Source organism: Nocardiopsis sp. iso_25, from assembly GCF_056173305.1.
Genome location: NZ_CM149667.1, coordinates 1,360,438 through 1,375,230, shown reverse-complemented (window position 1 = coordinate 1,375,230; position 14,793 = coordinate 1,360,438). Strand labels below are relative to the sequence as shown.

The following is a 14,793-nucleotide window of genomic DNA, read 5'->3' as shown; positions in this document are numbered from 1 at the left end:
CAACCCATGCTTCGACGCCGTGGTGGAGTCCCTCAGCGAGCCCGCCCGGCCGATCAGGGAACTGGCTTCAGCGGTACGCGAGCACCGCACCGTGGTGAGAACGGTTTGACGGCGCCGCCGGAGCTCGGCCCTGGCGGCGCCCCGGCGGGCGCGACCCCTCCTACTTCCGGTCGGCGGCCTTGACGGCCTCGACCGCCTTGAGGATGCGCTTGTCCGAGACCGGGTAGGCCGTGCGCAGTTCCTGCGCGAACAGGCTCACCCGGTACTCCTCCAGCATCCAGCGCAGCTCCGCCACGTCCGGGTCGGCCGCGCGGCCGTGCGGCAGGCCCCCGCGCAGCTTGGCCACGGCCTGGCGCATCTGCTCCACCTTGGACATGTTCACCTGGTCGCGGCGCGGGTTCTCCGGCAGCTTGTCCAGCCGGTACTCCACCCCGCGCAGGTAGCGGTGCAGGTCGTCCAGGCGGGCCGGGCCGGTGCGGGTCACGAACCCCTCGCCCACCAGGTCGCCGAGCTGGCCCTGCACGTCGTTGAGCGAGGGCAGCACGGCCAGCGAGGTGGTCCCCTTGACCTTCTTGGACACCTTGCGCCACAGCACCAGGACGCGCGCGGACTTGTCCAGGATCTCGGCCAGGGTGTCGCCGAGGTCGGCGCGCACCCGGTCGGCGAGCCCGGCGAAGTCCTCGCCGTTCCACACCGGTCCGCCCTCGCGGGCGAGCAGGTGGTCGACGGCGGCCGCCTCGGCGTCGTCGAGCATCCTGCGGATCGAACCGTGCGGGTTGTCGGCCAGGGCCAGCTTGTCGGGGTTGTTGAGTCCCTTGCTCACCACGTTCGCCACGGACGGCACGGTGAGCAGCAGCAGCCGGCGGGTGCCCGCCCACATCGCGGCGCGCTGCTCGGGTCGGGTGTCGAAGATGCGGATCGCGACGCTGTCGCCCTCGTCCACCAGCGCCGGGTAGCCCTTGACCTTGGGCCCCAGCGCCTTGCGCTCCAGGGTCTGCTCCAGCGGGCCGAAGTCCCAGGAGGTCAGACCCTTCTTCTCCACGCCCTTGGCCTCGGCGGAGATCGCCTCGCGCAGGCGCGGTTTGAGCTTGGCGCGCAGCTTCTCCAGGTCCTTGGACTCGGCCAGGGTCCGGCCCCGGTCGTCCACGGCCCGGAAGGTGATGCGCAGGTGGTCGGGCACCCGGTCCAGCTGGAAGTCGCCGGGGGCGATCCGCTCCCCCGCCATCCGGGTCAGCTCGGCGGCCAGCGCCGCGGTGAGCGGCCCCTCGTAGGGGACCAGCCCGGCCAGGGCGCGGGCGGCGTTGTCCGGGACGGGGACGAAGTTGCGGCGCAGCGGCTTGGGCAGCGACCGGATGAGCGCGGTCACCAGTTCGTCGCGCAGTCCGGGGATCTGCCAGTCGAACCCGGTGTCCTCCACCTGGTTGAGGAACTTCACCGGGACGCGCGCGGTGACCCCGTCGGAGTCGCTGCCCGGCTCGAACTGGTAGCTGAGCGGGAAGGTGAACTCGCCCTGGCGCCACACGTCCGGGTAGTCGTCCTCGCTGATCGCCCCCGCGCCCTCGTTGATGAGCTCGTCGCGGGTGAAGTCCAGCAGCTCGGGCTCGGTGCGGCGGGCCTTCTTCCACCAGGAGTCGAAGTGCGCGGCCGAGACCACCGAGTCCGGCAGGCGGGCGTCGTAGAACTGGAACAGCGTCTCGTCGTCCACGACGATGTCGCGGCGCCGGACGCGGTGTTCGAGGTCCTCCACCTCGTCCAGGAGCTTGCGGTTGTCGTGGAAGAAGTGGTGGCGGGTCTCCCAGTCGCCCTCGACCAGGGCGCGGCGGATGAACAGCTCCCGGGACAGCTCGGGGTCGATCCGCCCGTAGGAGACCTTGCGCTGCACGACGATGGGCACGCCGTAGAGGGTGACGCGCTCGAAGGCCATCACGGCGCCGCGCTTGCGCTCCCAGTGCGGCTCGCTGTAGCTGCGCTTGACGATGTCCCCGGCCAGCTCCTCGGCCCACTCGGGTTCGATCCGGGCCACCATGCGGCCCCAGAGCTTGGAGGTCTCCACCAGCTCGGCGACCATCACGTAGCGGGGCTGCTTCTTGAACAGCGCCGAACCGGGGAAGACGGCGAAGCGGGCGCCCCGTCCCCCCAGGTACTCGTGCTTCTCGGGGTCCTTGAGGCCCACGTGCGACAGGAGTCCGGCCAGCAGGGACATGTGCACGCCGCGGGGGTCGGCGGCCTCCTCGCGCGGGTGCGGCACCTCCACGCCCATGGAGCGCAGGACCTGCCTGAGCTGGCCGTGGATGTCCTGCCACTCGCGTACGCGCAGGTAGTTGAGGTACTCCTCGCGGCACAACCTGCGGAACTGGTTGCCCGACAGCTCCCGCTGCTTCTCGCGCAGGTGGTTCCACAGGTTGAGGTAGGCCAGGAAGTCCGACTCCTTGTCGGTGAACCTGGCGTGCGCCTGCTGGGCCTGCTGCTGCTTGTCCGTGGGCCGCTCGCGCGGGTCCTGGATGGACAGGGCCGCGGTGATGACCAGGACCTCGCCCAGGACGTCGCGCTCCTCGGCCTCCAGGACCATCCGGCCCAGGCGGGGGTCGATGGGCAGCTGGGCCAGGCGGCGGCCCGTCGGGGTGAGCCTGCGCCTGCCTCCGGACTCGTCGGGGTGCAGGGCGCCCAGTTCGTTGAGGAGGTTGACGCCGTCCTTGATCTGGCGGTGGTCGGGGCCGTCCACGAACGGGAAGGCCGCGACGTCGCCCAGCCCCAGGGCGGCCATCTGGAGGATGACCGAGGCCAGGTTGGTGCGCAGGATCTCGGGGTCGGTGTACTCGGGGCGGGAGAGGAAGTCCTCCTCCGAGTACAGCCGGATGCAGATGCCCTCCGAGACGCGGCCGCAGCGGCCCTTGCGCTGGTTGGCGGAGGCCTGGGAGACCGCCTCGATGGGCAGGCGCTGCACCTTGGTGCGGTGGGAGTACCGGGAGATGCGCGCGGTGCCGGGGTCGATGACGTACTTGATGCCGGGGACGGTCAGGGAGGTCTCGGCGACGTTGGTGGCCAGGACGATGCGCCGTCCGCTGTGCGAGGACCACACGCGTCTCTGCTCGTTCGTGGACAGGCGCGCGTAGAGCGGCAGGACCTCGGTACCCGGGAGCCTCTTCTTCTCCAGGGCCTCGGCGGTGTCGCGGATCTCGCGCTCGCCGCTGAGGAAGACCAGCACGTCGCCGGGGGCCTCGCGGCCGAGCTCGTCCACGGCGTCCAGGATGGCCTGGGTCTGGTCGCGGTCGGTGCCCCCGCCGGGATTCTTCTCCTCGGGGTCGAGGATCTCCTCGGAGATGGGCCGGTAGCGGACCTCGACCGGGTAGGTGCGCCCGGAGACCTCGACGATGGGGGCGTCGTCGAAGTGGCGGGAGAAGCGCTCGGGGTCGATGGTGGCCGAGGTGATGACGACCTTCAGGTCGGGGCGCCGGGGCAGCAGCTGCTTGAGGTAGCCCAGCAGGAAGTCGACGTTGAGGCTGCGCTCGTGGGCCTCGTCGATGATGAGCGTGTCGTACTGGCGCAGCATGCGGTCGTGCTGGATCTCGGCGAGCAGGATGCCGTCGGTCATCAGCTTGACCAGGGTGCTGTCGCTGGAGGAGTCGGTGAAGCGGACCTTGTAGCCGACCGTCTCGCCCAGCGGGGTGCCGATCTCCTCGGCGATGCGCTCGGCGACGGTGCGGGCGGCCAGCCGCCGGGGCTGGGTGTGACCGATGGTGCCCATGACGCCGCGCCCCAGCTCCAGGCAGATCTTGGGCAGCTGGGTGGTCTTGCCCGAGCCGGTCTCACCGGCGACGATGACGACCTGGTGGTCGCGGATGGCCTCGGCGATGTCGTCGCGCCGGGAGCTGACCGGCAGGGACTCGGGGTAGCTCAGCTCGGGCACGGACTCGCGGCGCAGGTTCACGCGCAGGAGCGCCTCGTCGACGTCCCCGGAGATCTGGGCGGCGACGGAGGCGCGGCGGCGCTCGTCGCCGATCTTGGCCAGGCCGTCGATACGCCGACGGAGCCGGTGGCGGTCCGAGGGCATGAGGTCGCGCAGCCGGGAGCGCAGCGTGTCCGCGGCGGGCGCGGGCGTGGTGGTGCTCATCAGTAGTCAAGGGTAGGAGGGACGGCAACCGGTTTTCGCCGCCGGGTCCGCGCGGTGGGCGCGCGGTCGCGGACGGGCGAAGGGGCGCCGCGGGCACGTACCGGCCAACGCGCGGCGGGCCCGTTCTGTTCCGGGGCGTGCGTCCCGCCGCCGCACGCTGGACGGCGTCCCGGTGGGGCCGGTCCCGGGCGGCTCCGTTTCCACGCGGAGCGGATAAACCACCATTCCCCATGCTTTGTCCCGCCTGGTCACTCCGTCTAGTATCCACCGCATGGCTCATCAGACCGAAATGACCCCCGCCCTTATGGACTACGTGCGCGGCGCCTCCCTGCGCGAGGACGACGTCCTGTCCGAACTGCGCCAGGAAACGTCCGGACTTCCCGGAGGGGAGTCGCTTCAGGTTATGGCGGAGGAGGGACAGCTGCTGGCCCTCCTCGTCCGGCTGGTCGGCGCCCGTTCGGTGCTGGAGATCGGCACCTACACCGGCTACAGCACCCTGTGCATGGCTCGCGCGCTCCCCCCGGGGGGAAAGGTCACCACCTGTGACATCACGGACCGCTGGGCGGAAATAGGCGCCCCCCACTGGAAACGCGCCGGGGTCGAGGACCGCATCGAACTGCGCGTGGGGGACGCCGCGGAAACGCTCTCGGATTTGGCCGGGAAACAGGGCCCGGGCAGTTTCGACATGGTTTTCATCGACGCCGACAAGAAGAACTACCCGGTCTACTACGAGCGGTCGTTCCCGCTGGTGCGCACCGGCGGGCTCATCGTCGTGGACAACACCCTCTTCTCCGGCCGCGTGGCCGACGGGGAGGCGCGGGACCCGGACACGGAGGCGATCCGTGAGCTGAACGGGGCCCTGCACCGCGACGAGAGGGTGGACCTGTCCCTCATGCCCATGGCCGACGGGATCACCCTGGTCCGCAAACGGTAGGGAGGGCGCCGCCGGGTGGCCTCCACCCGGCGGGTCCTCACCCCAGGTCCGCGGCCTCGATCCTGAGCGTGGCGGGGGGTTCGCGGCGCTCGGCCGCCAGGTGCAGCCTCTGGACGCCCTCCTCGGCGGCCCCGGCCACCGCCCCGGAGCACGGGCAGGGGTCGTCGGTGAATCCGGCGAACCGGTAGGCGATCTCCATCATCCGGTTGCGATCCGTGGGCCGAAAGTCCGCGACGAGGTGCCTCCCCCCGCGCGCGGCCTGGTCGACCAGCCAGTTCAGGATCGCGGCGCCCGCACCGAAGGAGACCACCCGGCAGGAGGTCGCCAGCAGTTTCAGGTGCCACACCTCCGGGTGCCTCTCCAGGAGCACCACTCCGACGGCCCCGTGGGGGCCGAAGCGGTCCGTGAGGGTGACGACCAGCACCTCGTGCCCGGAATCCGACAGCAGCCCGCGCAGGGCGGCGTCGGAGTAGTGCACGCCGGTGGCGTTCATCTGGCTGGTGCGCACGGTCAGTTCCTCGACCCGGGACAGGTCCTCCTCACCGGCCCTTCCGATGCCCATCACCAGGTCCAGGGAGCGCAGGAACTCCTCGTCGGGGCCGGTGAAGTCCGTCCGCGCCTCCTCGCGCGCGAACCCCGCCTGGTACATCGTGCGCCTGCGCCGCGCGTCCACGGTGACCACGGGCGGGCTGAACTCCGGCAGCTCCGGCAGGGACGCGGCCTGCTCCGCCGTGTAGCAGCGGACCTCGGGGAGGGAGAACTCGACCTCGGCGCGTTCGGCGGGCTGGTCGTCGACGAAGGCGACCGCCCCGTGGGCGAAGTTCAGCCGGTCCGCGATGGCCCGTACCGACTGCGACTTGGGGCCCCAGCCGATGCGGGGCAGCACGAGGTACTCGGCCACTCCCAGCTTCTCCAGCCAGGCCCAGGCCATGTCGTGGTCGTTCTTGCTCGCGACCGCCTGGAGGATGCCGCGGGAGTCCAGCTCGACCACCACGTCGCGGAGCTCCTCGGCCAGGACCGGTTCGTCCCCCTCCAGGATGGTCCCCCGCCACAACGTGTTGTCGAGGTCCCACACCAGGCACTTCACCAGCGCCGGATCGCGGCTCTGCGTGTCTGTGCTCACCGTTGCTCCTCCTCTTCGCTTCGGGAATGGTTCAGTCGGCGGTGGCAAGGGCGTGGTCGGCCAGGAGGAGTGTGCACATCTCGCTGCTGCCCTCGATGATCTCCATCATCCGGGCGTCCCGGTGGGCGCGCGCCACGGTGTGGCCGTCGCGGGCCCCCGCGGACGCCAGGACCTGCAGCGCCGCACTCGCGCCGGAGACGGCGTGGGTGGCGCTGACGTGCTTGGCCAGCACGGTGGCGGTGACCATGTCCGGCGAACCGGCCTCCCAGCGGCCGCTGGCGTGCTCGCACGCGCGGGTGGCGATCTGTTCGGCGGTGTAGATCTCGGCCAGGTGGCGCGCGACCAGCTGGTGCCGGGCGATCGGGACGCCGAACTGTTCGCGGGTACGGGCGTGCCGGGTCGCCTCGGACAGGCAGGCGCGCAGGATGCCCACGCACCCCCAGGCCACCGACATACGGCCGTGCGCCAGGGCGGCCGTGACCAGGAACGGCAGGGGGAGCCCGCCGCCGCCGAGCACGGCGTCGGCCGACACTCGCACACCGTCGAAGGTGATGTCGGCGTGCCCGGCGGCCCGGCAGCCCAGGGGGTCGGAGATCCTCTCGACGGTGACGCCGGGGGCGTCGGCGGGAACGACGACCGCGGCCGCCGCGTCCCCGAACCGGCCGAACACCAGGAGCATGTCGGCGTAGGCGGACGTGGTGATCCACGACTTGCGCCCGTCGACCACCACCGTGTCCCCCTCGGCCCGGATGGTGGTCGCCATGGCCGAGAGGTCGCTGCCCGCGCCGGGCTCGCTGAAGGCGGCCGCGGCGATCCGCCCGCCCGTCAGGAGCGGCAGGTAGCGGTCGCGCTGGTCCTCGTTCCCGAGCCGCTCGATGCTGCCCGCCACCATCTGCTGCGAGGTCATGACGCTGCGCACGGAGCTGCACAGGCTGCCCACGTGCGCGGTGAGCTCCCCGCCCTCACGGCTGTCCAGCCCCAGGCCGCCGTACCGGGAGGGGACCTGCGGGCACAGCAGACCGCCGGAGGCGAGTTCGCGCAGCACCGGTCCGGGCAGCTCCCCGGAGCGGTCCCACGCGTCGGCACGGTCCCCGACGACCTCGCTGACCCGTGCCGCGAGGGCCGTCACGTCGTCAGCCATCGGTGTCCTCGTCGGCCTTCAGGCGCCGGACCAGGGCGGCCATGGTCCGGACCGTGCGGAAGTTGTCGAGTTTCAGGTCGCCGCCGCGGATGGAGACCCCGTGGGCCTGCTCCAGGTGCACGACGAGTTCCATGGCGAACATCGACGACAGGCCGCCGGTGGCGAACAGGTCGACGTCCTCGTCCCACGACGCCCGGGTCCGGCCCTCCAGGAAGGTGATGAGGTCGGCCTCGATCTCCCCGTGGCTCCGGGGTGTCTGTGCGGGCGTGGTCATGACAGTTGCTCCGTCCGTTCGTAGGTGAAGAAACCGCGGCCGCTCTTACGGCCGTGGTCTCCCGCCCCGACCTTCTCCAGGAGGAGGTCGCAGGGGCGGCAGCGCTCGTCGCCGGTGCGTTCGTGCAGGACCCACAGGGAGTCGACGAGGTTGTCCAGGCCGATCATGTCCGCGGTCCGCAGCGGCCCCGTCCGGTGGCCGAGGCAGCCGACCATGAGCGCGTCGACGTCCTCCGCGCTGGCGGTGCCCTCCTGGACCACCCGGGCGGCGTCGTTGATCATCGGGTGCAGCAGGCGGCTGGTGACGAACCCCGGCGCGTCGGACACGGTGACGGACTCCCGGCGCAGCGTGCGCAGCAGGCCGTCGAGGGCGTCCAGCGTGTGCCGCGAGGTCCGCGGTCCCCTGATGACCTCCACCGTGCGGATCAGGTAGGGCGGGTTCATGAAGTGGGTGCCCACCACCTCGTCGGGGCGGGGGTGGTGTCCGGCGAGGTGGTCCACGGGGATGGACGAGGTGTTGGTGATCAGGACCGTGCCCGGCTTGGTCCTGGCGCCCACCTCCGTGAGGAGAGCGGCCTTGGTGTCCTCGTCCTCGGTGACGGCCTCGATGACGACCGTGGCCTCGGCCGCGGAGTCCAGTGAGGTGGTGGTGTCGAGCGCGCCGGGGCGCACCCCCTCCGGTGCGGCCCCCATCAGCTGGGCGACGCGCCCGTGGTACGCGATCCTGTCGCGCGCCCCGTCGAGGGCGGCCGGGTCGACGTCGACCAGCGTCACGGGCACGCCGTGGCCGAGCGCGAGGGAGGTGATCCCGGCGCCCATGGTGCCGGCTCCGATCACCGTGATCCGGTGCCCGCCCGGGCTCGGCGGTGCCTCCTGCGTGGGCATCAGGGCCTCCTGTCTTCTGTACGGGGTACCGCCGGGGGAGACGGTACGCGGGTGCGGGGAGGTCCGTTCACAGACCGCGCTCCGACAACCAGTCGTGCAGCACCCGGGCGACGATGTCGGCGTGGTCCTCCAACATCGTGAAGTGGTCGCCGGGAACGGTGATCCGCTCGTGCGGGGGCGCCCAGCTGAACGGGGGGATGGGGGCTCCGTCCCGGTCGGTGATGGGGTCCTCCGGCCGCAGGACCACCGAGGGCGCCGCGACGGCCCCGAGGCCTACGTCGGCGAACAGCCGCATGTAACGTCCCATCGCGGTGAGGCGGGCGCTGTCGACGATGCCCAGGGCGCCGCCGCGCTGGAGCATCTGGGCCTCCGTGGTCGGCAGGACCGCCTCGTCGTCCGGGTGCGGCGGGTCCAGCAGCGCCAGGGCCGCCGGGCGCACACCGCGCTCCTCCAGGAGTGCGGCCACGGCGTGCGCGACCGGTCCCCCGGAGGAACGGGAGACGAGGACGAAGGGGCGCCCGTCGGCGCAGCGGGCGACGGCGTCGGCCTGCGCCGACAGGGCCGCCGCCAGCGTGTCCGGGAGCGGCTCCCCGTCCCGGAAACCCGGGTGGGGGACGACCTTGACCTCCCGCAGACCGCGTACGCCGCCGGCGAACCTGGCGAACTCCTGGGGTCCGGAGGCCAGGACGATGGACGGCAGGCACACCAGGACGGAGGAGTCGGCCTCCTTGCTCGACAGCACGACCGGGCCGCGGGCGCTGACGTAGCCCTCCGCCTCGGAGAAGGCGGGACGCACCAGCCCCGCCGTGTCCAGCAGCCGCATGCCCTCCGCGGTCCTGCCCTGGCGGCAGAACTCCTCGAAGAGCGCGACCAGGCTGTCCGGCGTCCCCCGCCCGTCCGCCTCGGGAGCCCCCGCCGCCTCGCGCGGCCGAGGGGCCGACTGGTCCGGGGCGGGCAGGCTCTCCAGGAGGAAACCCGCCACGGCCGTGGGCGTGGGGTACTTGAACGCCAGCCCGGCGGGAAGGCGCAGTCCGGTCAGGGAGCGGAGCTGGTTGCGGAGCTCGACCGCGGTGAGCGAGTCGAAGCCGATCTCCAGGAAGTCCCGGTCGACCGGCACGTCCTGCGGGGCGGAGTGCCCGAGCACCTCGGCCGTGGCCTCCCGTACGAGGTCCAGGACCAGCTGTCCGCGCTGTTCGGTGTCCGCCCCGGCCAGACGGCGGCGCAGGTCCCCGGAGTCGGCCGTCAGCCCCGCCGCCCTGCGGCGCGGCCGGCGCACCAGCGCGCGCAGCATCGTCGGGACGTCGGCGCCCCTCATGCTCCGCTGGGACATCCCCGCGACGTCCAGCGGCACCGCCAGGAGGTGGGCCGCGTCCGAGGCCAGGGCCTCCTCGAAGAGCGCCTTCCCCCGCTCGGTGGCGATCTGTTCGCTCATGCCCATCCGCGCGTACCTGTGCAGGTCGGTGTCGTCCAACCGCACAGTGAGCTGGCTGCGCTCGGCCCACATGCCCCATCCGATGGTGGTGGCGGGCAGGCCCTGGGCGCGGCGCCGGTGCGCCAGGGCGTCGAGGTAGACGTTGGCCGCGGCGTAGTTGGCCTGGCCGGGGTTGCCCAGCGTGCTGGCCGCCGAGGAGAACAGGACGAACTCCCGCAGGTCCAAGTCGCGCGTCAGCTCGTGCAGGTTCAAGGAGGCGTCGACCTTGGGCCGCATCACGTGGTCGACGTGTTCCCTGGTGAGCGCGGTGAAGACGGCTCCGCCGACGGTGCCGGCGATATGGACGACCGACCTCAGCGGCCGGTCCTCGGGGACCGAGGCGATGACCTCGCGCAGGGCGTCGCGGTCGGCGGTGTCGCAGGCGGCGAAGGACAGGGTGGCCCCGAGTCCGGCCAGGTCGGCCTGGAGTTCGGGGCTGGTGCCCTCCCGTCCGCTGCGGCTGACCAGGAGCAGGTGTCGTGCTCCGCACTCGGCGGCCAGGTGGCGGACGATCACGCTGCCGACCGTTCCGTTGGCGCCGGTGACGAGCACGGTCCCGTCCGATCCCAGGTCCGGCGACCGCCCCTCCCGCGGCGCGGCGCGGTCCAGCCTCGGGACGAGTACCGTGCCGCCGCGGACGGCGGCCTGGGGTTCCCCTCCGTCCAGTACCGCCGCCAGGGCCGTCGGCGCGGACCCCGTGTCGTCCACGTCGACGATGGAGCACCTGCCGGGGAACTCCATCTGCACGGTGCGGGCCAGCCCCCACAGGGGCGCGTGGTCCAGGTCCGGGACGTGGTCGCCCTCCGCCGCGCTGACGGCGCCCCGCGTGAGCAGGACCAGGGGGAGGTCCTCGCAGCGTTCGTCGAGCAGCCAGCCCTGGAGCCGGTCCAGCGCCCGGTAGGTGGCGGTGTAGGCGGCCTCGGCGGTGTCCTCGGGATCGGTGGCCGCGCACGGCACGACCACGGCGGACGGAACGGGGTCCCCGGCCGCCAGGGCCGCGTGGAGCGCGTCGGCGTCCCGGTGGGACCGGACCGGGTGGCCCGCCGCCGCGAGGACGTCCGCGACGCCCAGGGGGTCGGGCCCCACGATCGCGAGGGGCCGGGGGCCGTCGGCGGACGCGGGCGCGCCGGTGGGTTCGGACCACGTGACGCGGAACAGGTCGTCCCCTCCCCCGCGGGTGGCCGCCGCCAGCTGCTGGGGGCTGATGGGACGTATGACCAGGGAGCCGACGGAGGCGACGGGTCGGCCCGAGGGGTCGGTGAGCTCCAGGGAGACCGAGTCCTGTTCCGTCTGGGACAGGCGGACCCTGACGTGTGCGGCCCCGGTGGCGTGGAGGGTGACGTCGGACCAGGCGAAGGGGAGGCCGGCCGCCTCGGCGAGGCTCGGGCCGCCGGCGGGGGCGGAGGTGTGCGGAAGCGCGAGGGGGTGCTGCGAGGAGTCCATCAGCGCCGGGTGCACGCCGAACCGGGCGGCGTCGGCCCGCGCGCCCTCCGGCAGCCGGACCTCCGCGTACAGGTCGTCCCCGTCCCGCCACACCGCACGCATGCTGCTGAAGACCGGCCCGAAGGCGTTGCCCATCTCGGCGATGCGGGGGTAGAAGTCGTCCACCGGCACCGGGACGGCGCCCTTCGGCGGCCAGGACGCGTCCTGCTTCGGCGCCCCGTGCTCCGGCCGGGGCCGGGTGACCTGGCCGCTCGCGTGCTGGGTCCAGGGGCCGTCGTCGCCGCCTCCGGGTCGGGAGTGCACGGTGAGCGGTCTGGCGCCGTTGGCGTCCGGCGGGCCGACCCTGAGCTGGAGCTGTACGCCCCCTCGGGTCGGGAGCCGCAGCGGGGTGTGCAGGACCAGTTCCTCCACGCGCGGGCACCCGACGCGTTCGCCGACGTGCAGGGCGAGTTCGAGGAAGGCGGTCCCGGGAACCAGGACCATGTCCAGCACGACGTGGTCGGCCAGCCAGGGGTGGCTTTCCAGGCCGATCCGGCCCGTGAACAGGTACTCGTCGCCGGACGCGAGGGAGACCGCGGCGCCGAGCATGGGGTGGTCGGCCCCGTTGAGGCCCGCACGGGTGACGTCCGCGCCCTCGGCCCCGTCGACGGCCCAGTGGTGGCGGTGCTGGAAGGCGTAGGTCGGCAGGTCCACCTTCCGGCGTCCGCCGAACAGCCGGGACCAGTCCACCGCGACGCCGTGCGCGTGCGCCTGCGCGAGCGAGGCGAGGAAGCGCTCGGGCCCTCCCTCGTCGCGGCGCAGGGTGCCCAGGGCCACGGCGCCGTCGGCGCCCGCCTCCTGGCAGGTCTCCTGGACGGCCGTGCCGAGCACCGGGTGCGGGGACACCTCCAGGAACGTGCCGTGTCCGTCGCGGAGCAGCGCGCCGACGGTCTCCTCGAAGCGGACCTGATGGCGCAGGCCCCGGTACCAGTAGTCGGCGTCCATGGGTGTGTCGCCGAGGGGGCCGCCCGTCAGGGAGGAGTAGACCGGGACGTCCGGCCGCCGGGGGACGACACCGGCCAGGGCGGTGAGGACCCTGTCCCGGAGCCGCTCCACGTGCGGTGTGTGGGAGGCGTACTCGACCGGGACGAGACGTGCGTGCACGCCCCGGGTCTCGTACTCCTTCACCAGGCTCCGCACCGCCTCCGGCTCTCCCGCGACGACGGTGGAGGCGGGGCCGTTGACGACGGCGACGTGTACCCGGCCGCCGAACTCGGCCACGCGCTCGCCCAACTCCTCGGCGCCGAGTGCGATCGAGGCCATCGCCCCGGTGCCGGCGAGTTCCAGGACCGCCCGGCTCCGCAGCGCCACGACCCTGGCCGCGTCGTCGAGCGAGAGCGCCCCGGCCACGCACGCCGCCGCGATCTCCCCCTGGGAGTGGCCGACCACGGCGGAGGGCTCGACGCCGAGGGACCGCCACAGCGCGGCGAGCGAGACCATCACCGCCCACAGCGCCGGTTGCGCGACGTCGTCGCGGTCCAGGGCCGCGGCTCCCTCCTCCTGTCCGAGCACGGCCGCGAGCGACCAGTCCACGAACGGGGACAGCGCACGCTCGCAGTCGGCCATCGTCCGGGCGAAGACGGGGGAGGCGGCCATCAGGTCGACGGCCATGCCCTTCCACTGGGAGCCCTGGCCGGGGAAGACGAACACGGCGCGCTCCCGGGCGGCGGTGCCCCGGTGGACGCCGTCGTCCGGGGCGGCCCTGCCGATGGCGTCCAGGCCCCGGAGGAGGCCCTCCCGGTCCCGCGCCGTCACCACCGCCCTGTGCTCGAACTCCGAGCGGGTGGCGGCCAGGGACCATCCGACGTCGGCGGGGTCGAGTCCGGGACGCATCGCGAGGTGGTCGTGCAGGCGGGCGGCCTGGGCGCGCAGCGCCGCCTCCGACCGGGCGCTGACCAGCCACGGGACCGTGTCCGTCTCCAGGGGGGCCGGGCCGCTCCCGGTCGCGGGTCCGGGCTCGGAGTCCTCCGGGGCCTCTTCGAGGACCACGTGGGCGTTGGTCCCGCTCACGCCGAACGAGGACACGGCCGCGCGGCGCGGACGGCCGGTCCGCGGCCACGGCGCGGCCTCGGTCAGCAGCGCCAGCGCCCCGGACCCCCAGTCCACGTGGGCGCTGGGCTCGTCCACGTGCAGGGTGCGGGGCAGGACGCCGTGCCGCATCGCCATGATCGCCTTGATCACGCCGCCCACACCCGCCGCCGCCCCGGCGTGGCCGATGTTGGACTTCAACGACCCCACGCCGACGGGCCGGTCGGCGGGGCGGTCCCGTCCGTAGGTGGACAGCAGCGCGTTGGCCTCGATGGGGTCGCCCAGCGTCGTTCCCGTTCCGTGCGCCTCCACCAGGTCGACCTCTCCGGGAGCGAGCCGTGCGTCGGCCAGGGCCTCCCGGATCACGCGCTGCTGGGCCGTTCCGTTGGGCACCGACAGCCCGCTGCTGGCACCGTCCTGGTTCACGGCGCTGCCGCGCAGCACCCCCAGCACACGGCGACCGTTGCTCCGGGCCGTGCTGAGCCTCTCCAGGAGGAGCATGCCCGCCCCCTCGGACCAGCTCGTGCCGTCGGCGCTGGAGGAGAAGGCCTTGCAGCGGCCGTCGGGGGCGAGTCCGCGCTGGCGGCTGAAGGCGACCCAGGGGCCGGTGTTGGTGTACACGCTGACGCCTCCGGCCAGGGCGAGGTCGCACTCGCCCTCCCTCAGGGAGCGGACGGCCAGGTGGAGCGCGACCAGCGAGGAGGAGCAGGCGGTGTCCAGGGTCAGCGCGGGGCCCTCCAGGCCCAGGGTGTAGGACACCCGGCCGGCCGCGACGGCCGACATGCCCCCGGTCAGCAGGTAGCCCTCCAGTTCCTCCCCCGCCTGCCGGATGGACGGGCCGTAGGACTGGCCGACCATGCCCAGGAACACCCCGGTGGAGGTGCCGCGCAGGGTCGTGGGGTCGATGCGCGCGTGTTCGACGGCCTCCCAGGAGGTCTCCAGCGCGACTCTCTGCTGCGGGTCCATGGCGGTGGCCTCACGGGGGCCGATCCCGAAGAACCCGGCGTCGAACCCGGCGGCCCCGTGCAGGAAGCCGCCCCTGCGCAGGTAACTCGTCCCGGGGGTGGCGGGATCGCTGTCGAACAGCGTGTCCAGTTCCCAGCCCCGGTCGGTGGGGAAGTCGGTGAGGCCCTCCGCGCCCCGCTCGACGAGCTCCCACAGGTCGTCGGGGGAGCCCACCTCACCCGGGTAGCGGCAACCGATGCCGACCACGGCGATCGGCTCGTGCCGCCGTTCCTCGATCTCGTCGATACGGCCGCGGGCATGGCGCAGATCGAGCGCGAGCCGGCGGGCCAGTGTCTGGAACTTGTCCTCATGCGTCATGGGAGACCAACCTCGGATGCGG

At 73.1% G+C, this 14,793-nt stretch carries 7 protein-coding genes; 1 reads left to right on the top strand and 6 read right to left on the bottom strand.

Going from position 1 to position 14,793, the window contains the following annotated elements; all coding sequences use genetic code 11:
* Positions 1 to 160 precede the first annotated feature (160 nt).
* Complete coding sequence (hrpA, locus tag AC0VX6_RS06150; protein ID WP_475467672.1) at positions 161 to 4,111, bottom strand: ATP-dependent RNA helicase HrpA; 3,951 nt, start codon at positions 4,109 to 4,111, stop codon at positions 161 to 163.
* Positions 4,112 to 4,382: 271 nt separating this feature from the next.
* Between hrpA and AC0VX6_RS06145 the strand changes: the two genes are divergently transcribed.
* Positions 4,383 to 5,045 carry an O-methyltransferase gene (locus AC0VX6_RS06145; protein ID WP_475467671.1) on the top strand — a complete coding sequence of 221 codons (663 nt, stop codon included), beginning with the start codon at positions 4,383 to 4,385 and terminating at the stop codon, positions 5,043 to 5,045.
* Between the two features lie 37 nt (positions 5,046 to 5,082).
* Here the strand turns inward: AC0VX6_RS06145 and AC0VX6_RS06140 are convergent, their stop codons facing one another.
* The 5 genes from AC0VX6_RS06140 to AC0VX6_RS06120 all read right to left on the bottom strand — a co-directional run bounded on the left by AC0VX6_RS06140 (position 5,083) and on the right by AC0VX6_RS06120 (position 14,771).
* Positions 5,083 to 6,168 (bottom strand): HAD-IIIC family phosphatase, encoded by a 1,086-nt coding sequence (locus AC0VX6_RS06140; protein ID WP_274976569.1) that lies wholly within the window; start codon positions 6,166 to 6,168, stop codon positions 5,083 to 5,085.
* 31 nt (positions 6,169 to 6,199) lie between these two features.
* Positions 6,200 to 7,309 carry an acyl-CoA dehydrogenase family protein gene (locus AC0VX6_RS06135; protein ID WP_475467670.1) on the bottom strand — a complete coding sequence of 370 codons (1,110 nt, stop codon included), beginning with the start codon at positions 7,307 to 7,309 and terminating at the stop codon, positions 6,200 to 6,202.
* On the bottom strand, positions 7,302 to 7,583 hold the full coding sequence (locus AC0VX6_RS06130; RefSeq protein WP_248773858.1) for an acyl carrier protein: 282 nt from the start codon (positions 7,581 to 7,583) through the stop codon (positions 7,302 to 7,304). The genes AC0VX6_RS06135 and AC0VX6_RS06130 overlap by 8 nt, the downstream gene beginning before the upstream one ends.
* On the bottom strand, positions 7,580 to 8,467 hold the full coding sequence (locus AC0VX6_RS06125; protein ID WP_274976567.1) for a 3-hydroxyacyl-CoA dehydrogenase family protein: 888 nt from the start codon (positions 8,465 to 8,467) through the stop codon (positions 7,580 to 7,582). The genes AC0VX6_RS06130 and AC0VX6_RS06125 overlap by 4 nt, the downstream gene beginning before the upstream one ends.
* A 67-nt stretch (positions 8,468 to 8,534) precedes the next feature.
* Positions 8,535 to 14,771, bottom strand: coding sequence for a type I polyketide synthase (locus AC0VX6_RS06120; protein WP_475467669.1), 6,237 nt, complete (start codon positions 14,769 to 14,771; stop codon positions 8,535 to 8,537).
* Positions 14,772 to 14,793 lie beyond the last annotated feature (22 nt).